General features: G+C 69.9%; 13 protein-coding genes and 2 pseudogenes. 12 read left to right on the forward strand and 3 right to left on the reverse strand.

Translation table 11 applies throughout. From position 1 onward, the window contains the following. Nucleotides 1-15 precede the first annotated feature (15 nt). The 3 genes from AB0K12_RS15245 to AB0K12_RS15255 all read left to right on the forward strand — a co-directional run bounded on the left by AB0K12_RS15245 (nt 16) and on the right by AB0K12_RS15255 (nt 11,839). Complete coding sequence (locus AB0K12_RS15245) at nt 16-10,254, forward strand: hypothetical protein (protein WP_364560429.1); 10,239 nt, start codon at nt 16-18, stop codon at nt 10,252-10,254. 329 nt (nt 10,255-10,583) lie between these two features. Beyond that, nucleotides 10,584-10,943, forward strand: a complete 360-nt coding sequence (locus tag AB0K12_RS15250) for a peptidase inhibitor family I36 protein (RefSeq protein ID WP_364560432.1) — start codon at nt 10,584-10,586, stop codon at nt 10,941-10,943. Nucleotides 10,944-10,981: 38 nt separating this feature from the next. Continuing rightward, on the forward strand, nt 10,982-11,839 hold the full coding sequence (locus AB0K12_RS15255; protein WP_364560435.1) for a hypothetical protein: 858 nt from the start codon (nt 10,982-10,984) through the stop codon (nt 11,837-11,839). A 44-nt stretch (nt 11,840-11,883) separates the two neighbouring features. Here AB0K12_RS15255 and AB0K12_RS15260 read toward each other — a convergent pair. Next, nucleotides 11,884-12,060, reverse strand: a pseudogene (locus tag AB0K12_RS15260) (IS5/IS1182 family transposase); the annotation flags it as partial. A 510-nt stretch (nt 12,061-12,570) separates the two neighbouring features. Beyond that, nucleotides 12,571-13,173 carry a hypothetical protein gene (locus tag AB0K12_RS15265; RefSeq protein WP_364560438.1) on the reverse strand — a complete coding sequence of 201 codons (603 nt, stop codon included), beginning with the start codon at nt 13,171-13,173 and terminating at the stop codon, nt 12,571-12,573. On the opposite strand from AB0K12_RS15265, the pseudogene AB0K12_RS15270 reads away from it, so the two are divergent. Beyond that, nucleotides 13,154-13,315, forward strand: a pseudogene (locus tag AB0K12_RS15270) (IS3 family transposase); the annotation flags it as partial. The gene AB0K12_RS15265 and the pseudogene AB0K12_RS15270 sit on opposite strands and share 20 nt — an antisense overlap. Here AB0K12_RS15270 and AB0K12_RS15275 read toward each other — a convergent pair. Next, the gene (locus AB0K12_RS15275) at nt 13,311-13,967 is read right to left on the reverse strand and encodes a TetR/AcrR family transcriptional regulator (RefSeq protein WP_364560440.1); all 657 of its coding nucleotides are present in this window, start codon (nt 13,965-13,967) and stop codon (nt 13,311-13,313) included. The pseudogene AB0K12_RS15270 and the gene AB0K12_RS15275 sit on opposite strands and share 5 nt — an antisense overlap. A 353-nt stretch (nt 13,968-14,320) precedes the next feature. On the opposite strand from AB0K12_RS15275, the gene cas10 reads away from it, so the two are divergent. The 8 genes from cas10 to AB0K12_RS15315 are packed head-to-tail and all read left to right on the forward strand — an operon-like array spanning nt 14,321 to nt 22,690. Next, on the forward strand, nt 14,321-15,988 hold the full coding sequence (gene cas10, locus AB0K12_RS15280; protein ID WP_364560443.1) for a type III-B CRISPR-associated protein Cas10/Cmr2: 1,668 nt from the start codon (nt 14,321-14,323) through the stop codon (nt 15,986-15,988). Beyond that, nucleotides 15,985-17,058, forward strand: coding sequence for a type III-B CRISPR module-associated Cmr3 family protein (locus AB0K12_RS15285; protein WP_364560446.1), 1,074 nt, complete (start codon nt 15,985-15,987; stop codon nt 17,056-17,058). Before cas10 ends, AB0K12_RS15285 begins: the two co-directional genes overlap by 4 nt. A 5-nt stretch (nt 17,059-17,063) precedes the next feature. Continuing rightward, nucleotides 17,064-17,903 carry a type III-B CRISPR module RAMP protein Cmr4 gene (gene cmr4 / locus AB0K12_RS15290; RefSeq protein WP_364561418.1) on the forward strand — a complete coding sequence of 280 codons (840 nt, stop codon included), beginning with the start codon at nt 17,064-17,066 and terminating at the stop codon, nt 17,901-17,903. Further along, entirely contained in the window at nt 17,884-18,336 is a 453-nt protein-coding gene (locus AB0K12_RS15295) for a type III-B CRISPR module-associated protein Cmr5 (protein WP_364560450.1), read from the forward strand. Before cmr4 ends, AB0K12_RS15295 begins: the two co-directional genes overlap by 20 nt. After that, nucleotides 18,329-19,129, forward strand: coding sequence for a type III-B CRISPR module RAMP protein Cmr6 (gene cmr6, locus AB0K12_RS15300; RefSeq protein ID WP_364560452.1), 801 nt, complete (start codon nt 18,329-18,331; stop codon nt 19,127-19,129). Before AB0K12_RS15295 ends, cmr6 begins: the two co-directional genes overlap by 8 nt. Beyond that, nucleotides 19,126-20,055: a hypothetical protein gene (locus AB0K12_RS15305; RefSeq protein WP_364560455.1), complete on the forward strand. Its 930-nt coding sequence runs from the start codon at nt 19,126-19,128 to the stop codon at nt 20,053-20,055. The genes cmr6 and AB0K12_RS15305 overlap by 4 nt, the downstream gene beginning before the upstream one ends. Continuing rightward, nucleotides 20,052-21,479, forward strand: a complete 1,428-nt coding sequence (locus AB0K12_RS15310; protein WP_364560457.1) for a hypothetical protein — start codon at nt 20,052-20,054, stop codon at nt 21,477-21,479. Before AB0K12_RS15305 ends, AB0K12_RS15310 begins: the two co-directional genes overlap by 4 nt. After that, nucleotides 21,479-22,690, forward strand: coding sequence for an RAMP superfamily CRISPR-associated protein (locus tag AB0K12_RS15315; RefSeq protein ID WP_364560460.1), 1,212 nt, complete (start codon nt 21,479-21,481; stop codon nt 22,688-22,690). Before AB0K12_RS15310 ends, AB0K12_RS15315 begins: the two co-directional genes overlap by 1 nt. Nucleotides 22,691-22,922 lie beyond the last annotated feature (232 nt).

Genomic DNA, 22,922 nt, shown 5'->3' on the forward strand with positions numbered 1-22,922 from the left:
GGAGCACGACGTCGGATGGCGACAGCGAAACCGGTCAACCCCAGTTACGTCCCAGGCAGAGGCGCGCCGCTCCGGCGGGTCCCCACCACCGAGGTCCGCCCGGCGTGGGAGACGTCGGCGTTGCCCGACTGGGTCAACTACACGTTCATCCCGCTGTTCACGGCGGGCGAGCCGTGGCCCGCCGACACCAGGACGGTGGAGCTGGGCCGGGCGGCCCAGCTGTTCGACTCCCTGGCGGCCACCATGGGCGACGCGGTGGACAAGACAGGCACCGCCGTCGGCGCCATCGACGCCGGATACACCTCCCCGGCCAAACCGCCCGCGTTCACGGTCATCCGGCGGCAGTTCGACGACAGGACCGGCGTCGTCGCCAAGGCGAACCAGGCCGCGCAGCTGGCCGAGCACTTCGCCTCCTTCGCGCTGGAGGCCGACTTCACCAAACGGTCGATCAACATCGCCTTCTGGGTGTCGGTCACCGCGGCCGCGCTCGGCATCGTGGCCGTCAGCAGCCCCTTCGCGGCGCTGGTCGTACGCCTGTCCGCGCAGCTGGGCAGCGTCCGTGCCCAGCTGCTGCTGCGCCGGCTGCTGCTCGTCGCCGGCCGCGCGGGACCCGCCACGGGCGCCGGCCGGACCGTGCTGGCGGCCGGCGCCGGCAGCCGCCTCCTCGCGTGGGAGTTCGCGACGGAGGTCCCAGAAGAGCTCCTGGAAGGTCTGGCCAGCCTGAAGGCCCAGCGTGACCAGATCAAGGAGGGGCTGCGGGACGAGTGGGACTGGCAGCTGACCAACGCCATCATCGTCGGCACCGTCATCGGCACCGCGGCCGGCGTCTGGCTCGGTCGCCACATGGCCGGGTACATCGACCGGCTGCCCGGCATCGGCACGCTGTACCGGACGGCGGGGGCCCGCACCGGGGTGCTGCCCGCGTTCCAGCGCTATCCGAGGGCCGTGCTGGCCACTGCCCTGCCGAACGTGCCCGGCTCCGTGGCGGGCCAGGTCGGGGCCGGGGTCCTGGTGTACGGCGATCCCGGACGGATCACCTTGGAGTCGCTGGTGGGCGCCGCCGCTGCCGGCGGGTTCCGGGCGAACACCTACAGCCCGTTCAACGTGCACGTCATGGGTGCGGCCGTCCGCCCGACCACGACACTGTCGAACTACGCCGCCAGCATGGGGACGCATCTGGCCGGGACGACCACGGACGGGTACGGCCCGGCCACGCACGGGACAGGACCGTCGCCGGACGGGCCCCAACCGACCGTCACAGCGCCGCCGCAGGTCGTCCCGCACCAGTGGGCCACGTCCGACCTCTCGGTGCAGAACACCCGCGACGTCACAGGCACCCTTCAGCAGCGGCCCACCACCGGTGACCTGCAGCGCCTGCTGAACGGCGACCGCTCGCAGCGGCCCACCCCGCCGACGACGCACGCCGATACCCAGCACCCGAGCACCCCGACGCAGGGCCAGACACCGTCCCAACCCCAGAACCAGGCGCAGACCGCGCAGAGCCAAGCCACAGTCGAGCCGAAAACCGTCACCCCTCCCACGGCACCCGCCCGAGCCGAGCAGAACGCACGAGCCGAGCAGAACGCCCAAGCCGCGCCGGACGCCCAAGCCGCGCCGGACACCCAAGCCGTGCCGGACACCCATGCCGCGCCGGACACCCATGCCGCGCCGGACATCCGTACCGCAGCCACAACCGACGTCGAGGCCGCACCCCCCGTGACCGTCGAGGGCCCGTCCGCGCAGGCCGACGCCGACCCCCCACCGCAGGACGTCCCGGCCGCGGGCCGGCACGCACAGGCCGCGAGCCACCATCCGGACGGCCCGCCCGCGGCCGCGCAGGGCGGGCCCCGCAGCACCGACCTCGACCCCGACACCCGGCCGCCGCTGCTCCCTCAGCACGACGAGCGGACCCTGGCCGCGCTGCGCGACGGCAACGCGTACGCCATCGACCCGAAGAAGGCGCTCAAGGCATCGCAGTGGGCCGACCTTCGCCGGTTCCCCGGCGAGGTGGTCGAGGAGCGGGAGCACCGCAAACAAGTGCTGTCGATGCTCGAAGTGCGCCTGATGGACGTGACCGACGAGGCGGGCACGACCCACCCCATCACCGAGTTCACCCTCCTGGTCCGGTTCAGAGCCCCCGACCTGAGCAGGGAGGAACTGCTGAAGGAGCAGTCGGACCTCCTCGACTCCATCGATCTGTACTACAACCACCAGCACAGGCTCCGCGACGGCTCCCAGCTGCACCTGCGGGTGGAGTTCGTGGAGGCCAAGGGGAACGAGCCCGCCGTCCTGCTGGCCCCCGACACCGGGCGACGATCCGACTACGCCCACTTCGCCGTCGGCCAGGCCATCACCTTCTACGCCCACGAGCTGGGCCACCATCTGGGCTTCCCGGACGACTACGTGGACGAGACCGAGTACGGGCGGCGCACGCTGACCGCGTCCTACGTCCATCTGGATCGCACCCTCATGGGCTCCGACCGGCCTTTCTGGGCCTCATCGGCGGGCGTCGTGCATGACCATCAGGGACGCGAGTTCCCGGCGGTGGTCGGCCTGCGCCCGCGTCACCTGGAGATCCTCTCCGACCTGGCGGAGACCAAGGAGGTCACCGTCCCCCGGCGTCGCGACAGCCGCCGGCTCAGCGACCGGACCACGACGGTGTCACGCGACCTGCCGGTCGTCACCGGTCCCGCGAGCCCGGAGGTGCCGTACGAGACGATGCGCCTGCCGGTGCCCACGGCGGAGAACACCCGGCTGCCCGACCACGTACGCGACCTCCTGGAGAGGTTCCCGGTCAGCGGGCCCGAGTTCTTCCAGCACGCGCTCAGGCTCGACCGCATGGCGGCCCTGCACCGGGACGTCCCGGTCGCGGACCTCACCCGGCACCATCTCGCCTACACCGACGCGCTGATCTCCACGGCGGTCGCCATGTACGGCTCGGTGCCCGACCACGCCTTCGACGGCCCCGACCTCACCCGCTTCCGTGCTCTGCTGGAGCTGGTCGCCGATCAGGACGGTGCGGTGCCGGACGCCCGTACCCTCGTCCGTCAGCTGGCGGAGGCGATGGGCATGGACCGGTTCCGCATCCGTGACGTGGAAGGGCTGGCGCGCTTCGCCGAGTGGTTCCGTGCCACGGGCGGCCAGCGCTTCCCCGGCGAGCGCGGCGTGAAGGCGCTGACGCGCGCCGCCGGTGAGCTGTTCGGCGACGTCGAGGGCACAAGGGCCGTGGTCGAAGTCGCGCGGCTGTTCGCGTCCGTGGCGGAGTCCTCACCGTCCATGGCGTACGGCGAAGTGGGCAAGCACTTCGGCGTCGTGGTGGACGCCATCCGCGAGGCGCTCGCCGCCAGGGAGCCGGGCACGAAGATGTCGGGCTACGACCTGGCCAAGCTGGTCGAGAGCGCCGTGACCAACGCACGGACCGCCGCCCCCGTGGCACGCGACACCACGGACCCGGGCTCCACCGCGTACGCACCGGAGAGCCCGGTCGACCCGCTCACCGGGTCACCCGTGCGCGGCCCGCGGGGACGCGCCGGTTTCGCAGGGCTGCCGGACGGCGCGGTGGCCTTCCACCACGACCCGGGCCGGCCGGATCCGGCCGGGTGGCAGGCTCCACGGCCTGAGCGGGGGATCGAGGTCCGGCCGATCGGGGACTGGTTCGTCGCCGACGGCAGGCAGGCCGCGCTGGACGACCTCACCGTCGCCGAGGCCCGCGCCGCCTTCGACGCCGAGGTCGAGCCGGCCGACCTCGGCAGCCGGTCCATGACGTGGAGCTGGGTGGACGACACCACCTTGCTCATCGGCGGCCGGCACATCACCTTCGAGGTGGGGCCGGTCGACGGCACAGCGCTGAGCCACGTACGGCTGGGCGAGGGCACCGCGCAGGCTCCCGACCGGGTACGCCTCGCCGCCAGGATCGCGCCCGACCAGGTGGCTCCCACGGTCCTGGCCGTCGTCTCCGACGTTTTTCAGCAGCTGACCGCCCCGCGCACCACGATGGCGGCGCTGACCGGCCACCCGGACGGCCGCGACACCTCACACAACGCCCGCCAGAACGTCTTCCGCCTGCTGTCGCGCCAGTACCGGACCGCGAGCACCCCTGAGGCGAGAGCCGAGCTGCGGGCCAGACTCGACGCCGTCCTCGCGACCTTCACCGAGGGCGTCCCCGAGGGAGCCGGCCGCGAGCGCCTGGACAGGCTCCGCACCCTGGCAGCACCACCGCCGGCCCCCACACCGGCCACGCCGGCACCCGCCACTCCGACGCCGGAACCGCGCAGCACCGACCTCAACCCCGACACGCGCCCACCCCTGCTGCCCCTGCACGACGAACGCACCCTGGCCGTCCTGCGCGACGGCAACGCCTACTCCCTGGACCCACGCCAGGCGGTCAGAGCGTCACAGTGGGCGCGACTGCGCCAGTACGCGGGCGAGGAGGTCGAGGAACGGCACCCGTGGGAGCGGAGCAGGTCCCGGCTGGAGGTGCGCTCGCTGCGCGTGGTGGACGAGGCCGGCACGACGCACGCCGTCACGGAGTTCACCCTGATCCTCCGGTACGCGGCCGACCCCGCCATGAGCGAGGCCGAGCTGCTCCTTGAGCAGTCGAACATGCTGGACGCGGTGGACGTCTACTACAACCACCAGCACCGGCTCCGCGACGGCTCCCAGCTGCACGTCAGGCTGCGGTTCGTGCCGGCCCAGGAGAACGAGCCCAGGGTCACCTTCCACCCCAGGACCCCGGGCGCCCGCCCCAACGCCGAGCACCTCTACGCCGGCTGGGGGCTCGCGCTCGCCGCCCACGAGCTCGGCCACCACCTGGGCTTCGACGACGACTACATGGAGGCGGCCAAGCAGGACCGGCGCACGCTCGCCGGCACCCTCGTGCGGCGTGACCCCAGCTTCATGGGCTCGGAGCGGCTCTGGTGGGCCGAGGACTCCGTCTCGGACGTGTCCGGCAGCCCGTTCCCCGCCAGGGCCGGGATCCGCCACCGTCACCTCATGGCGCTGTCGGCCCTGGCCGAGACCATGGAGGTCACCGTCCAGCGGCGCCCTGGCGCGATGCGTCCCGGTGCCTTCGACCTCTCCTCCGCGCGGACGGAGACCCGGCCGCGCCGCCTGCCGGTCGCCAGGGGCCCGGCCGAGCCCGCAGTCCCGTACGAGACCATGAGCCCGGCCATGCCCACGCCGGACACGATCCGGCTGCCCGAGCACGTACGCGAGCTCCTGGCGGCCTTCCCCGCCCACGGCCGGGAGTTCTTCGACCACGTGCTGCGGCTCGAACGCATGGCGGCCGTGCACCGCGAGGTCACGGTCGGGGACCTCACCCGGCACCACCTCACCTACACGGACGCGCTGCTCTCCACCGCCGCCGCCATGTACGGCACCTCGCCCGAGTTCCCCTTCAGAGGAGCCGACCTCAGGAGGATCCGCGCGCTGGTCGAGCTGGTCACCGACCAGGACGGCGCCCCGCCACGCGCCCACGCCTTCCTCCGCATGATCGCCCAGGCCATGGGCCGCGACCGGCTCTCCGTCCTGGACGTGGACGGCCTGGCCCGCTTCGTCGAATGGTTCCGCTTCACGGGCGGCCACCGCTTCCCCGGCGAGCAGGGCGTGGCCGTGCTCCGGCGCGCCGCCGGAGAGCTGTTCGGCGACATGGACAGCACGCGCGCCGTCGTCAAGGTGGCCCAGCTGTTCGCCGCGGCGGCCGACCACTCGCCCCACATCGCCCTCGGCCACGTGGGAGACCGGTTCGCGGTCGTGGCGGAGCGCATCGGGGAGGCACTCGCGGCGCGAGCGCCCGGGCAGTACCTGTCCGGCTACGATCTCGCCACGCTGGTGGAGGAGGCCCTGCCCGGGGCCGCGTCCACGGCGGACACCGCGACCCGTACGGCGGAACCGCCGCCTGGGTGGAAGCCGGGCGACACGGCGCTGCGTAGGGGCCGGCGGGTTGCCACCGAGATGGGCTGGACCGGCCTGCCGGACCTGCGGCTCCGGCAACTGGGCCAGATCGAGGCCCTGTACGACGCCCGCGCCCGCGACCGCCAGGCGGCCATGCGGCGGGCCGAGTTCCGGCTCGGCGGCCGGCGCGGCGTGTACGAGAGCGCGCTGGAGGCGCTGAACTCCGGAAACCCGGAGATCACGCAGGCCCTGTCCACGGGGGATCACCTCCTGTTCAGCGGCGCCCTGCTGGACCACGCCGCGGCCCGCACCGCGAGCGGAGAGACGCGGTACGCGCGCATCGACGCGACGACCCGGCAGGACGTGCGCGAGTGGCTGTCCGTCACCGAGTTCGACCGGCTCGTGAGCGGCCTGTGGGACCTGCAGGCCGCGGACCCGGAGCTGATCCGGCGGTACGCACCCGGCTTCGCCACCCGGCCCGAGGGCGTTGTCGCGCTGCGTGCCTTCACCGCCGGACACGACACGGAGGTCAACGCGGCGATCAGGCAGGCGCCGGCCTCCGGACAGGGCTCGATCGACGGCTCGGTGGCGGAGATGTGGGCCGCGTGGCGGCTGCTCCCGCGCCTCGCCCATCCGGTCTCGTTCTGGCTGGACCTGACACCGCAGGAGCTCAGCGCGTGGACCGCCGTGCCGGACTTCATGCTGGACGCCTTCATGCTCGTGACCGCGCAGGCGGCGCACCCCGCGACGAGGGTGCCCGATGGCACGGTGCGCTACCGGTTCGACTTCGACGTGGCGGGCGCCCGCGAGCTCGGGCCGATCACGTGGCAGGCGGGTCTCCGCCAGGTGCTGGCCGAGCCGGGGACCAGGCTCCACGTCACGTTCGTCCCCGAGGAGCGGCGGATCATCCTGTCCGACGGCCCCGGCACCCGCCCGCCAAGCAGCGGTCCGGCGCCGGCGCCGGCGGCGCGAAACACGGCACGGGATGAGCCGCCCGGCGGCGACCGGCCCGTACTCACCCCCTTCGCCCCGCCGGCAACCTGGCAGATGAACGAGGAGGCGTGGAAGGAAGGCGACGGCTGGGTGGCGACGAGGGACCGGGACGAGGGGACGCTCCGGCTCTACCGCCCGCTGCGCCTTCGCGGCATCCACGGCGTGCACGTCCTCGACGGCGTCCTGCACGTGCTCCAAGGCGACGGGTGGTTCCGGGTCGAGCAGACCGGCGGCCCGCGGTTGCGCGGCGTCCCACCGGCGGAACTCACTCCGGAGATGGCCGACCGGCTGCGGCAGCCGCCCAGCATCGTCGGCGTACCGGAGGGCTTCCACGTCACGGTGCACGAGGAGCCGGGCCTGCGCAGCATCCGCCACGCCAGCGCGGACGTCATCGCCTCCTTCTCCCAGGGACGCCTCGTCAGGCTGCACGTCCCGGTGGGCGACGAGCAACTGGCGGGACTGCTGACCGGAGCCACCGCCCTGGGCACGCTCACTCATCCGGCGACGGGGCTCAGAGGCGTCAGGGTGAACAACGGCTGGATGGAGTTCACGGTGCTGGAGGACGCGTCCGTCGTGGACGCCGAGGTCCTGCTCGTGGACCTCTCCCAGGACCTGCCCGGGATGCGACGGACGGAGGTCGTCAACGAGCCGACCGGATTCGCCCGCGGCGGCGTCAACGACAACGCGGTCATCGCGAACCTCGATCTCTTCGACGGCACGCCGAGGACCGAGGTCGAGCAGCGCCTGCGCGAGCACGGCCTGCTCGGCCGCGCAGAGGACGTGCGCGACGTGCTGGTCAGGGACAACACGCTGGTGCTGGGAGCCGGGCGGACCCACCACGACCTGGCCCAGCCGCTGCGCCGCATCTCCCACGTCCTGCGCCACGTCGATCGGGCCCGCGTCCGGATCGACGGCCACGCGTACGACACGCGCGTGCTGCGCAGGTCCGGCCCGGCCGGCAACCCGCTCGGTCCCGCCGCGCCGGACGACCTCATCGAGGTGGTCAACGTGACGACCGGGGAGCGGCTGACCTTCCACCCGCTGATCGCGGAGACGGCCGCCTCGCACGGTCTCTACGGAGGCAGGAGATCCCCGGCCCGCCTCTCCCCGGAACAGATCATCCGCGTGCTGACGCATGTGAACGAGCGCCTGCCGGATGGCCACCTGGACCAGCTCGTCAGCTACGCCGACAGGGACCTGGACCGCCCTTCCGGCGTGGTCGCCGTCGTCGCGGCGACCACGCCGCCCGGCACCCGCGCGCCGGAGCTCCCCGTCCTGCCCGCGCCGGTCGCGGCCCTGCCCGCGGGGACGCGCCTCCTGGGCGGCAGGTTCGTGGGGAGCGACAACGTGCTGATCGAGTTCGGTGACGGCGGGCGGAGCCTGTGGGCCCGGCTCGGCAGCCCTGACGAGATCTCCCGCATCCAGGTCGGCGGCATGATCGCCGTGGAGTACCGCACCGGGAACGCGCGGGCCGGGTGGTCCTTCGAAGACCACGGCCTGACGAAGATGTGGGACATGCTCCTGCCCACCAAAGGGTTCGTCAACGCGAACGAGCGGAATCTACGCGCGCTCGGCTTCCAGTCGCTGATCGACGAGGGCCGGCTGCGAATCATGCGGCTCACGCACGGCACCACGACGATCATCGCGGTGCTGAACGGCCGGCGACTGACCGGACTGTACACCGGCGTCCCCCTCACCCCGTCGCAGCAGCGGCTGATGGACGCGGCGACGATCCACGCGGACGCCGACGGCGGGCTTGAGCTGGAGGTCAACGGCCTCCCCTTCCAGCTCCGGGTCCCGGCCGACCAGGAGGCCGAGAGCCGCCTGTACAACCCCAACAGCCGGGGCGTCGGCTCGGTCTACCTCGACCTGCCTGCCGCCTCGCCGAGAGCGTCCGGTCCCGTGGTGGCCGACGAGGCCGCGCGGATCGAGCAATCGCTCGGCCAGGTGGCCGCCTCGCCCGCGCACCTGCCGGGCTTCCGGCAACTGGGAGCCACCCCGTTCTGGCAGGGCGGGCCGTTCGTACTCCTCCAGGGAGCGGACTCCCGCGTCGTGCTGTACCAGCGGACCACGGATGCCGCCGCCCGGCAGGAAGACCTCCAGGAGGTCCACGACGACGGCGCGGGACTGCGCATCAGAGCCGGCGCCGACACCACTCTGGCGATCACCGTGGACGGGCAGCCCGAGACCCTGTACCAGCGGGTTCCCGCCCGCGACGCCCGCCTGATCGGCGGCTCCGCCGACGGGGTGCGGCTGGGCGACGCCCTGGCGGAGTGGACGATCCACCCGGCGGAGCCGCATCTCCGCGACCTGGTGGTGCACGCCGTCCCGGACGTGCTCCAGGCCGCGCTGGACGCCGCGCCGACCGGCCGGCTCGACGACATCCGCACCCTTGAGCGGCAGTTCGCCTACCAGGTCACGCACGGCTGGCGGAGCGACGTCCCCGGAGTGCTCCGGCACGACGACCACCTCGTACGGGCGCAGGGAGCGACGCACGCCCAGCACGCGCTGCCGCTGCGCCTGATCAGGCACCTGGACGACGTGCTGCCGGGCTTCGACCGCGTCACCATGGGCGGGCAGGGGTACGCGGTCAGACGGGAGATGCCGCTGTTCCCCCCGCGATCCCCGTACGGTGACCTGCTGGACTACAGCCCCGACTACCTCGTCACGAACCTCGTCGACGGCACCGAGCTGCGCTTCCCCGGCCGGGCCGGCGAACTGATCGCCGCGCACGGCTTCTACGGCGACAACACGTACATGCGGCGCGTGGACCCGCAGGCCATCGCGGTCATGTTCCCGTGGGCGGCGCCCACCGACGCGGGCATCTCAGGGCTCCTGCCCGGCTCGGCCACGGCCTCCGGGCCTGACCGGCCCGGCGGCGGCCGGCTCGGCGCCAGTCCGTACTGGAGAGGCGTGTCGCAGCTGGTCGGACGGTCCGGTGACGGCGATCCCGTGCTCTATCTGAAGAGAGAGCTGAAGGTTTTCGCCCGTGGCATCGTGAGGCTGGACGTGGAGCCCGGAGCCGAGGGCGGTCCGGCCCTGCTGGTCACCTTCGACTCCTACAGCGACGAGTCGTACCTGATCCCCATGGGCGACGTACGGGCGAGCGCGCAACGGACGGAGAGCCCCACCATCACGTACGCACAGCGCCGGCAGTCCCCCCAGGAGCAGCTGGAGAGCGCCGGCTTCCACGTCATCCACGCCGAGGACGACCTGCACATCCTGCGCTACGCCTGGTCCGGCGGCGAGATGCTGGCCGTCCTGGTCGGTGACGAGCTGGACGGACTCTTCAGCCGCGAGCAGGACCAGGAGCCCGGGACCGGCGGCACCTCGAACCGGATCGACCTGCTGATCAACCGGAAACCGTGAGGCGGCCCGATCGGCCAGCCGCCCGGCGCAACGCAGAAGAGCCCGCCCTCGGGTTCTGTGACCCGATGCACAGGAGGAGTGAGATGCGGATCGGTGAGCTGTCCACCCGAACAGGAGCGAGCCGTCGATCACTGCGGCTCCCTTCTGGTCCGGGGAACCGTGATCCCCTGCACGAGACGAGCAAGCTGGCGATTTATACCATGGTGCGAGCTTCGGCGTTGTCGTTTGGCCTGCCTTTTAGGTTGTCTCGAAATGTGGCTTCCGGGTGCACCGGTCACCTCATGTGGCTATGATCCCGCCTAATTTCGATCTTCAGATGAAGGGGTTCTATGAAGCGGCAGATCATGCGCACAGCCGGCGTCGCAGCTCTGGTCCTGACCGGGGTCCTGGGGATCAGCCCCAGTGCGCACGCCGACCGCTACGCGTGCAAGTACAGCCTCTGCGTGTACGAGCACGACAACTTCAAGGGAGACAAGTGGGTCTTCACCATCAGCGGCAGGGAGTGTCAGACCATGGGCAGGCTGAGTGACCGGGTGAGCTCCATGAGGAACAACTCCAGCCGGGTGCGGTTCTACAACGCCTCCAACTGCGCCGGTTCCTACGGCTACACGGCCAAAGGCTGGTCGGAAGACGCTGACCTGTCGAACAACGGCTTCGACAACAAGGCCAGCTCCATGAGGCCCGGCTGATCACAGCGTCCACCCCAGTACCCACCAGAGGAGTTCGCGTGTCGGTTCGGCTGCTGGGCTCGGTGGTGGTCCTCCTGGCTGCGGTGGCGGCCTGCGCCACCGCGGAGGGAACGGAACCCGCGCCCCCGGTGCCGATGCCGGGGGCGGAAGCGCGCGAGCTCTCCGTGCCTTTCGACAGGTACAACTTCTCTCCGGCGGACATCATGATCCTGGAGGCCGCCGAGGACCTCCTGATCCGCGACTGCATGCGGCGGCGGGGCATGGAGTGGGAGGTGCTGCCACCGGCTGTGGCCGACGACGTCGAACCGCCCAACCGGCGCCGCTACGGCGTCGTGGAGGCAGAGGTCGCCGGCCTCTACGGGTTCCGCGTCCCCCCGGACCGCCCTTCCGTGGCCCGGCGCTTCGCCGCGCGGGAGACCCGCACGCGACGCCTGCCGACGGCGGCGCGGGAGGCGGCGTACGGCAAGACGGGCAGTTGCCTGGGGGAGGCGCGCGATCACCTCGAACGCGGGACGCCGCAGGTCGACGAGGCGTTGTTCAACCGGCTCATCACGGAGACGTTCGAGCGGTCCCAGCAGGACCCGGAGGTCGAGCGGGTCTTTCAGGCATGGAGTGCCTGCATGCGGGAGCACGGCCTGCACTACGCCGATCCGCTCGCCGCGGTCGCCGACGAGCGATGGACGGGCGACGGCGCCCCCACCCGAGAAGAGATCCGCGCGGCACAGGTGGATGTCCGGTGCAAGGAGGAGACGGCTCTCATCTCCGTCTGGTCCGCTGTGGAGAAACGCATCCAGGACGGTACCGTCCGTGCGCACGCCGCCGAGTTCCAGGCGCTGCGAACGGCCAAGGATCAGCAGCTCGCGGCCGCCCGTCGCGTCCTCTCCGCCCAGGACTGACACCCTGTGCCGCGCGGATGGCGGCTGAGCCAACGGCGCGACCCGCGTTCTCCGCAGGCGCGGATGCGGGCGTGGGCGCGGTTGACCGAGCGCTGGTGGCGCGACAGCGGCGGCCGCAGCCGATGACCTTTGAAGGGGGTGCGGATGCTGCCGCCCGTGCCCTGATAGCCCTTGTCGGCGAAGGTCTTCACCTCTGCGGCGGTGAGCGCGTCGATCAGGCCGAGGCCCGGATTGAACCGGAACCCCCACATGTGCGAGCGGTGTGTGCCCGAGGGGCGAGCACCACCGGTCGCACATGGCCTGCCGCCATCCACATCCCCGTACACCACATTCACGTTGCCCGACCATGTCCGTGACGGATCAGGCGGGGACCTTCCACTCATCGATGAGCCAGGCCAGATCTGCTCGGTGGCGCTCGCGGGCGAGACGCTCACGTTCGAACAGGGAGGGCTTCTGTCTTGGTCAGTACCAGGGTGTACGGGCGGCCCTGCCGCCTGGTCTCGTGATGGACAGGCTCGGCCTCATCGATCCTGGCGTGGATGTGCCTGGGCATGTCCTTCGCGAGCGGCCAGTCGAGAGCGCGTCGCTCAGGGGCTCGGAGGAACGAGCCGAGCGTCTCGCAAAGCTCGCACGCGCATCCGGCAGGCAGCCCGATCGACCAGTCGCCCGGCGCGCGTTGTGGCTGCGCCAGTAATGCGCGGATCCGATCGGCACAGTAGAGGGCCAGCTCGTCAAAGCCCGCTCGGCGCGTCCCGGGCGGCACGCAGCGTCGCCATCGCCAGGGCGTGCGCCCTATCACCGGCCGTTCGCGCGAGCTTGCGGGCATTCTCCAGAACACCCGTCGATCCCAGCCCGGCCGCGGCCGCGATGATCCCAGAGCACGGCGCCCCCAAGGCGGTCAGCCATGCTTCCCGCCGGGAGGTGAGCGGCCCGTCGAGTGCCGGAGCGACCTGGCCCGCGAACATCGTCCATGACAGTTCGACGATGCGGCGGGCGGCTGCGGTCGACGCGTTCCCCTCCGTCGAGAGCGCGGCACACAGGCGTGGGAGATCTTCGAACCACTCCGACGGTGCTTGGGCGAGGCCGTAGGAGCCGGGCCGCCAGCCCTCTGTCCAGTGGCGGAGCAAACCGTCCGTCCAGGTGCCGCCGTAGTGCGCCGCGAGGGCCGCGAATGCCGGACCATGAGGAGGGGCCAGCCGCTCCAGCGCGAACGGCCGCAGCAGCATGGCGGCGACCTCCGTGTCATCCAGCCCCCTGGCCGCCGCCAACGCCTTGCCCAGAGGTTCGGCCTGGCCGGGGTAACGGCCGGCGGCGTGCGCCGAGACGGTGCGCACGTGAGTCTGCCGGGCCAAGTCCGATGCGGGTGGCCGGCCTGGCCGTACCAACGGTGAGTCGGTCGAGTGGAAGCTGCAGCGCCGAGAGAACTCCGAACTGCGGCGGGTGAACGAGATTTTGATGACCTCGTCGGCTTTCATCGCAGGTTGGCGCTTGGTTTGACGCCGAGGTGGGAGAGAAGGTCGACGATCATGGTCTCGTAGAGGGGCTGCGGGTCGTCGAAGGCGAAGGAGAGATGCTTGTGGGTGGCCATGCAGAGAATGCCGTAGATCTGCCGCCAGCAGTAGATCATCATGTAGGCGACTCCGAGTGGCACTCCAGGTTTGACCGACTCCCGATAGATCTTCAGTTGGGGGATGAGAGCCGGAGGGATCTCGTCGTCTTCGGGGTAGTTGAGCTGGCCGCTGCGGGCGAAGTGGACGAAGAACTCGCCGAACAGATCGCCGAGGGACTCCGAGATCACCCTGGGGATGCCATCCTCGGCTTCGGCTATGGCGGGGTAGTGGGCGCCCATGAGCAGACTGAAGCCCGCGGCGTTGTCTAGGGTCCAGGTCAGCACGGCCCGGGTGGCCGCGTGGATTTGTGCGGCGACGTCGTCGGGATCCTGGCGTTGCACGGCCAGTTCGATCGTGTTGACCAGGTCGGCGGTGAGGTCGTCGTAGACGGCGCGGATCAGTCCCTGTCTGCCGTCGAAGTAGCGGTACAGCGCTGGGGGGCTGACGCCGAGGCGGCGCGCGACACCTGCGAGGGTGAGACCGTCGACCCCCTGCGCGGCGATGTGCTCGCGAGCCACTGCTTTGGCGTCCCGTATGAGCTGTTCGCGTAGTCTTTCGCGTCGCGAGACGCTTGCGGATGTCGTGTGGTTAGAACGGTCTTTCACTTATTCCTCTTACGGGCTGCTGTATCGCCGTATGCGTGGTGGAGAGCCGGTGGATGTCGTCATTCCGCTTGCGCTGACGGTAGTTCATGGAGTTAATGGTCTTCACTCGATTGCGGCATCTCGCCATCTCGATTGCCCATGATGGCGCATGTCGAGTAGGCAAAAATCCGCTTCTGTGGCTCTTAGGGATATTTGTCCAGTTTTGTCAATCTAACTTTCTTGTGGGGAGGTGTGCCTTGGCGCGCACCGGCGAGGGTGGACAGGACATGGTGATGGTCACGATTCCGGGAGTCCAGCGCTTCGTGGCCGAGTCCCGGCGAACTGCTGACTTGTTCGCCTCCAGCGGGATCATGTCGACGTTGGCGGGGACGATGGCCGACGTGGCGCACGCCGGAGGCGAAGTGGTGATGCCGTCGGCTTCAGACAGCGGAGTGGGAATCCCGAACCGGGTGGTCGTCCTGGCGGCTGCTGGTACGGGGGCGGAGCTCGCACGCAAGATGGCGGCCGAGGCGCATGCGCGGTGGGAGCGTCTGCTGGCTGATGCCAACGCCAAGCCGGTCGCCGGGTTTCCCGACGTTCAGTGGGTGGTGGCGCCGCCGATGCCGGACGGGTACGAGGCGCAGTGGCGCTGCGCGCAGGACCTGCTGAGGCGGCGCAAGCGCATCAGGAACTTCGCCTTCGCGCCGGTGTCTCAGAAGCGGGTGTGCTCGCTCAGCGGACGGTGGCCGGCCGATCCCGACCAGGCCGGCGGGCATGCGAAGCCGGGGGAGTTCCTCTCGGACATCGGCTTGGTCAAACGCTTCAGCGGTGGACGGAGAAAATTCCCGTCCACCTGGTCGATCGCGTCGGCGCCATACCGGGCGGGGCTGATCGAGCTGGCGGAGCGCGACCCCGAGTGTTCCGCTGCTCTCGCCGCACTGGAGCTTCTGGATGACGAGCTGCGCCAGGCCGGCGGCGAAGACAAGGGGCTGCCGGGTTTCGCGCGGATCGCCGGCAAGAGCGACACCGAATGGCTGCGGCAGGTAGAGGGCGCTTGGTGCACTCCCGAAACCTGGCACCCCGATGTGCTGCGCCGCGAGTACGACCTGGCCACGCGCCCCGACGACGAGACGTGCGAGGTCGTCAGGGATACCGCGAAAACGCTGAGAAGGCGGGCCGAGGAAAAGGGCATCGCACGGCTCAGCCCATATCTCGCTGTCCTGGCCCAGGACGCCGACGAGATGGGCAAGACACTCGGCGACCGCGACCGCGCGATCGGTTCTTTCCGCGAGTGGCACCAGAAGGTGTCGGCGGCGCTGGGCGAGGCGGGCAAGGGGCAGCGGCAGGCGATCGAGGATCGCCTCGGCAGTGTCGTCTACGCCGGCGGTGACGATCTGCTCGCTCTGCTGCCCATGGCGACCGCGCTGCGGGCGGCTCAGCGTTCGGCGGAGGCGTTCGAGGCCGCGCTGGCGGGTGTGGTGGCCGGGGCGCAGCCGACCGTGAGTACGGCGTTGGTGTTCTTCCACGCGTCCTCTCCGTTGCAGTCGGCGGTGACGGCGGCCCAGCAGTTGCTGGAGGAGGCCAAGAGCCGCGCCCGTCCGGGGCTGGCGGTGGCGGTTCAGCATCGTCACGGCGAGCGGGTGCGGTGGGTGTCGCCGTGGCGGCTGAAGGACGACTTGGCGGCGGCGCGGCTGGACGCTTTGATCAAGGCGATGGGCGGCGAAGGGACGCTGTCGCCTCAGCTGGCGATGGGCGTGGAGCGGGACGCCGCCGAGCTCGGCACGCTGACCCCTGACTGGCTGGAGCGCGAGCTGCGGCGCCGTGCCGTACGGCATGGCATGCCGGAGCAGGCGGGCACGGCGCTGTACGCCCTCTGCGCGCGGCGAGGGGACCGTGTCAAGGTCCCGGTCGACGCACTGCTGGTGGCGCAGTTCCTGCGGGGGAGCAACCGGTGAGCGGCGAGCGCTGGATGGTGGTCGAGCCACTGGACACCATCATCATCCGCGACGGCCGCGCCTTCGACGCGGGTGCGAACTCCCAGGCGCGGGCCGTCCTGCCCAGCCCGTCGACCATCGCGGGGGCGGTCGGCGCGGCTTACGGGGCTCGTCCCGGCGCTGGACGTGATCGGGCCGCGCGGGGAAGCGTGCTGCCGGAGCGGGTGCAGGGCCCGTTCGTGGTGTCCCCGGCCGGGGAGGGCCGCTGGGAGACGCACTGGCCGCTCCCGCTGGACGTGGTGACGGTCAGGAACCGGCTCCGGCGCCTGGAACCAGACCCCGATCCGGTCCAGGGCGCGTGCACTGATCTGAGTGGTCAGGTCGGTGCGCTGCTGTCCGATGAGGAGGATTGCGAGCCCGGGCAGGGCTGGTGGGACAGCGAGGCGCTGACGTCCTACCTGCGCGACGGCGAGGTGGACGGGGAGCCGAGCGTCTTCTGGGCGGAAGGCGACCCGTATGTGCCCTGGAAGGTGGAGCGCCGGGTCGGTCTGGCCCGCACACCTGAGCGGCTGGCCGCCGAGGGAATGTTGTACGCCGCCGAGCATCTGCGCCTGGCCGGCGGGCACGGGCTGGCCGCACGCTGCATCGGCGGACCGCGAGACCGGAGCCTCGCCGACATGGTCAACTTCGGCGGGCGGGGACGCCGGGCCCAGGTCCACGAACCGAAGCAGGTGCTCATGCCCAAATCAGCGGACACGTTCCCCAAGGGGCGAATGCTGCTGTATCTGGCCACCCCGGCGGTGTTCCCCGGCGGGGACTGGAAGCCGGTGCTGCCGGGGGCCGAGCTGGTGACGGCGGCGGTCGGCCCGCCGCAGGTGGTCACCACGGTGACGGCCTCGGCCGGGAAGGTGCAGGGCGGGCTGCTGATGTGGGCGGTCCCGGCCGGCACGGTGTACTACCTCGAATTCGCTGATGAGGACGCCGCGCGCCAGGCGGCCGAGCAGCTCTACGACAGGCCATTGGAACAGGCGGAGGACTGGTTGAGAACGGCTGGATTCGGGTTCGCGTTCGCCGGGCGGTGGTCATCGTGAGGGCGATGCTGTTCCTGTACGCGGAGACGCCGGTGCACGCGGGAGCCGACACGGGATCGGGCGTGATCGGCCTGCCCATCCAACGGGAGGTGGCCACGGGGCTGCCCATCATCAAGGGAGAGAGCCTCAAGGGCGCGCTGCGTGAACACTTCCGCGGTGAGCCTGCGCGGATCGAGATGTTCGGCTCCGATCCGCCGACGTCCGGTGGGGAGACCAGCCCGGGCGCCGTACGGGTGCACGAGGCGCAACTGGTCGCCTTCCCCGCTCCGACGACGGAGGGCACGTTCACCTGGGTGACGTCCCCTCTGGCGCAGGCCCGGCTCGGCCGCAAGATAGGACTGGCGGGGTTGTCGCTGCCCGACCCCCCGAAGGCGTCTGATGCGAGCTGCCTGGTCACCCGCGAGCGAGCAGCCGACCTGGTGGTCGGCCCATACGTCGTCGGCACCCAGCGCAGTGAGGAGCTCAGGGCGTGGGCCGAGCAGGTCGCCGAACACGCGCTGCCCGATCAGAAGTACTTCCGGGAGAAGTTCGCCAGGGACATGATCAACGGTGGTGACGAACTGCTCGCCGGAGTCAGCCGCGAATGCGCGCCCGTGGTGGCCAGGATCCAGCTGAACGGCGCGGCCGAACAGCCGACGAAGACCGTGAACAGCGGACCCTTCTACAGCGAGTACCTACCGGGTGAGAGCCTGCTGGCGGCGCTGGTCGAAGGCAGTCGCGACCATCTGGACGTGCTCGCCAAGCTGCTGGACGGGAAGGTGCTGCGGGTCGGCGGCGACGAGAGCATCGGCAAAGGGCTCATGTGGTGCCGTCTGTGGAGGAACGATGTCGCTCCGGCGATCTGACCACGATCTGGCCGCCGACGCGATGCGGGCGTTGAACCGGGTCAGGAAAGACCTGGGGGGCAGCGTCTCGCCCCAGGTGCTGACCCGGCTGGCGAGCCTGCCCGCCATGTTGCGCACGAGCGGAGTGCTGCCTTCACTCGCCTACTACACGGCCAAACAGGGCAAGAAGAAGGCGCTGGAGAAGGCGTACGGCATCGTGGGCGTGGAAGTGCGCGCCCAGATCAGCGCCGTTCTCGGCTGGGAGGAGGACGGGCGTCCTTCCCTCGACCTGAGTTTTCTCGACAAGCTCACCCTGCACCTTCAAGAACACCCCGCGAGCGCCGGCCTGCTGTCGGTGCGGCTGGAACATTTCGCCGTCTGGCTGAGCCGCCTGTCAGAAGCGCTGGAACGGGAGCAGAAGAGCACGTCTGAAGCGGAGCGGGCGGATGCATAACTTTTATGGACCGCTGAGTGACGTCTTTTCCGCCGATCCGCACCCAGACCGCTTCCAATCGACGAACGGACGGCTGCTCCTGCACCGCACGGCGGTCATCGACACCGGCGATCGGCTCGAACTGGCCGATGCGCCGCTGCACGAGGTGGCCGTCGCGGTCAACCTCGGTCAGGGAAAAGAAGCGGGCGCCAAGGGATCCAAGCTCGTCGCCGCCGTCGCCGCTCGACGCGCCGACGCCGTAGCCCTCGCCACGCGGGGCGAGTTCACAGCGATCGAACTGAGCGTGCCGGGCGCTGTGGTGACCGGTACCGGTGCCGGCGGAATCCGTGACGTGGGGATCGAGCTGGACGGCACCTACGGCTGGCCCATCCTGCCCGGCAGCTCACTCAAAGGCGTCACCCGGGAGTACGCGCGCAGGCGGGGAGAGCCCATGACGAAGATCTTCGGCTCCGAACCGGAGTCCGACGAGGTCGTCCCTGGCCAGGTGACGTTCTTCGACGCACTCCCGGGACCGGCCGGGGTGGAAGTGGTCGCACACGTCCTCACCCCGCATACGCAGGGCTACCGCAGTAACACCCCCGAGAACGGGCCCGCCGTCGCTCCCGGGGAGCACATCAACCCCATCCCCATCCCGTTTCTCGCCGTCGAGCGAGGAAGCTTCATCGCCTACCTGGCCGGCCCCGAGCCGCACCTGTCCGAAGCGGCTGCCTTGCTGAAGGGTGCGGTCGGCGATCTGGGCGTCGGCGCGAAGACCGCGTCCGGCTACGGCTACCTGAAGGCGGCAACCCCATGACCGTCTATGTCGTGCCCTGCGGGATCTCCGTGCTCGGAGCCTGGGACAGGAGAAACAGCCCCTCCCGGCCTGTCGGCGCGAAAATCGGGAAGATCATCGAGGCGCTGGACCGATGGGCCACCGACACCCCGCTCACGAGCACCGACCGAGACCGCATCGCGGACGCGGACGTCATCACCTCGGCCCTCACCATGTGCGACGCAGCCGCAAAGGACGCGAAGCTTCCTGAATGGCCCGCGGAGATCTGCGCGGAGACCAGCACCCTGAGCCAGCGAGGAGTCCGCAGGCTCACGGGGCATGACCGGCGGGTCATCCTGCTCGCCTCCGACACCCGCGAGGGAATCTCGGCCGCGTTCTGCGTCGCCTACATGATCGCGGCGGGCGACGGCCAACGGATCAGGTACGTCTCCGCGCCCACGTCCGACCTTGAGGCCAACGCGTTCAGAGGCATGATCCATCCCGGTGCCGTCACCATCACCCGCCTGCCGGGGCTCCCGGGCGACCTCGACCAGGCGGTCGGGGCCATAGGGCATGTCCTGCGAGCCGCGCACCTGCTCAACGAGGACATGGAGGTGCACCTGACCGGCGGGTTCAAGATAACGCTGCTGCACACCCTGGCCATGACCGAGATCGTGTATTCCATGGCCCCGGAACGCACGTCGGCCTGGTACACGTTCCAGGACCACGACGCGGGCGCGACCAGGATCAACCTGCGCTGCTATGCCGAGGACTTCCACGACCTCATGAGAGACGAATTGCTGCGGGTCAAGAATGGCCTTGAACCACGCAAGGGATCAGACCCCTTTCATGCCGGCGTCGCCTGGGTGAAGGAGGGCTCCGGCTGGCGGCTCAACGACTTCGGGCGCGGCTACCTGGCGGTGCTCGGCCAGGACGGAGTGCCCGGCAGCAACGATGGTGGGCGATGACTGAACTCGCCGACCTCATTCGTTTGCCGAAAGAAACCTGGCCTGATGATGAGCCCGTACCGGAGCTCGCCTACGGCATCGATCTCACCGACGCCCTACGGGCCGGTTCGTCCGCTCAACGGATCGAAGCGTGGCAGAAGGTGCTCGCCACACAGAAAGGCGGCGCCCTATGGAAGCTCTTCGCCTATCACCCCGGTCAGGCTGCACGCGCGTTCCGCGTCCGCGATGAACGGTGGCGGATCATGGTCGAGGCCGAACCTCAACGTTTCCGCTGGCGCACGTTCGTCGAAATCTACGAAGCCTGGTACGCGCTCGCGGTCAAGAACGAGGTACCCATCCTCGTTGAGCGAGACGCAAAGCTGGGTGCGGCTTTCCTCGTCCGGACCCGATGGCTCCTCTTCTCGGCACCTTTCCGCCAGGACCTGGCGGGCAAGGCACTGGTCGATTCGCGCATCGAACGAGCTCGGCAGACTCGCGAGGAATGGCTGACGGTGCTGGACAGCATCCAAGAACACCCCAGCCTCGCCCGCCACATCAACGTCGAAACCGAAGCCACCGATCTCACCAGTGTCGAGATCAGCCAGGCTTCACTCAACATAGGCCGTTCCGATGATGACCCCCCGCGTACCGGCATCGTGGGGAACGTCGTCACTCGCATTCTCCTGCCACGGTTCGCCTGGTTTGCCGCACTGCGCGTCCTGCACCGGATGCATGGCCGGTGCCTGCTCTTCGGCGTGTGCGGCGCGCTGGCGTTCTTCCTTGCCGCCGCCGCGACAGTGTTGACAGCCGTCTTCGGCATCTGGACCGATGGATACACCGCCGCCGCCGTCCTGGGACTGTTCGGGTACGGATTCATCGCGGTCTGGTCGGCGATGGTCCAGCCGTCCTTCAACGCGATCTGGCTGCTTCGGCAGCCGGCCAGCTCCGCGGTGGGCCTGCTCGGACTGTCCGCGCTCCACCCCGACTGGTGGGCCACAACCTCCAACGGGACAGCCCGCACCACGGCAGCCGTCCTCCTAGCGATCGGCTTCGGATACCTCCTGATCGAGGCCGGCAACCACATCGGCCCAGCACCCGGGCGATCCGCCGCACCCCACGTACGACGATGGGCACTCGCTCGCCGGGTCGGTGTGGTCGGCGTCTTCGGCGTCTGTCACGCCGCGCTGGTGAGCATCATCGGGCTCCGGTTCGTGGTGCCGGCCTTCAACGAGCACGCCGAAGGGGCGAACAACACGACCGTGAGCATCGCCTGCTGGTGGACCCCCGAAAGGTGTGCCCCCATGCTCGACCCTCTGGATCCATGGGTGATGGTGCTGATCGCCACGGCATGGAGCTTCGTCTCAGGCGTCTTCCTGCAGATCCTCTGGGACGACCAGCCCATCACCGCGCCCCTTGCCCATGTCTCCTGGCGAAAGGCCGTTTGATGACCTGGCACCCCTTGCCGTTGTCCACAGTGACCAGAGCCTTCCTGGGCCGTTACCCCCGGATCGACATGCGATCGGGGCAGATGATGTTCCCGATCCCCAGCTTGCGCGGTGCCCTCGCGTACTGGCTGCGCGCCCTCGCCGGCCCCTACGTCGGAGACGACATCACCGAACTTCTGCGTGCCGAGGCCGAACTGTTCGGAGCAGCCTCCGATGGTTCGTCTGGTTCATCGAATCCGTCCCGGATCCTGCTGCGCGGGAACCGCATCACCGTCGGCGCACCGGAAGCCAATGGTGATCTCGCCTATCTGATGGGGCCGGGCCTGACCGCCCGGAACGAACCCAAGCCTCGCCAACTTCCCCCATGCGGGCTGTCGCTCGAGGTCAGGAACGATGGTTCCGCCTTGCATGCGGACCTTTTCCTGAGCGCGCTGTGGGCGCTGCGCACCTTCGGCGGCATAGGCGCCCGCGCCCGGCGCGGATTCGGAACTCTGGCGTTCAATCGGGAGGCCGGACTCAAGCTGGAGAAGGCCACCTTCGAGAGGGCATGGTTGATCCGCGACAGCCACGACGACCTTCCGCAGGTGCTGACCTGTGTCGCCGGTGCGCTGGCGGAGCTGAGAATTCGCCAGGGAACTTTCACCGGTCAGCCGCGTTACCCGTGCTTCGCCGAGGGCTGGTATCGCGTCGAGGCACATCCGATGGGCATCAGCGGACAGGATACGAACGCCCTCACCGCCCTCGGGAAGAAGCTCAGAACCTTCCGCCACCCAGGGGAGCCTCGTCACAACGGCAAGCTTCCGAACACGGCCGGATACCGAGAGGTGGCCAGACCATATGCGAAACAAGCCGCTCCGACGGGAGCCTTCAACGCCGGCGCACTCGGCCTGCCTGTCGTCTACACCGTCCACGGTTTCCGCGAATCGGTCACCGTAGAACCCATCACCACGGACGGATCCCCAGCACGCCGCGCCTCCCCCCTCTGGCTCCGGGTGACCAACGGCCGAAGCGGCTGGCTGCTACGTTCTCTCGCCTTCTACAACGAATGGCTTCCGGAAGACATGAGTCTTCAGGTCAAGATGGGACGTAGGGGCGCTGACCGCGAACCTGCTCCCGTGACAAAACCAAACGGGGACGTCGTCAGAGCCGAACTTGACGCCTGGTTCACCACCGCCGCAGCAAAGCCCAACGAGTCCCTCGCGACCCCGTGAACCACATGCAACGACCCCTGTACAGGAATCCCCGGTCAACCGCCAAAGGATCTCGGATGGCGCATCGTATAGCCGCAGCTCGAAGACCATGCCCAACGCAAGGGCTCCATCCACCACCTTTTCCGATCACCACGGTGTCTCGGTCCGCGCGATGATCTATAAAGCAGTAGGTAATAGCGCCTAGAAATCGGCTGCCGTCGCAAACCCCCGCCCGATCCCGAGGGCATAGAAA

Origin of the sequence: Nonomuraea sp. NPDC049419 (genome assembly GCF_040676995.1) — a bacterium.
GTDB lineage: Bacteria > Actinomycetota > Actinomycetes > Streptosporangiales > Streptosporangiaceae > Nonomuraea > Nonomuraea salmonea.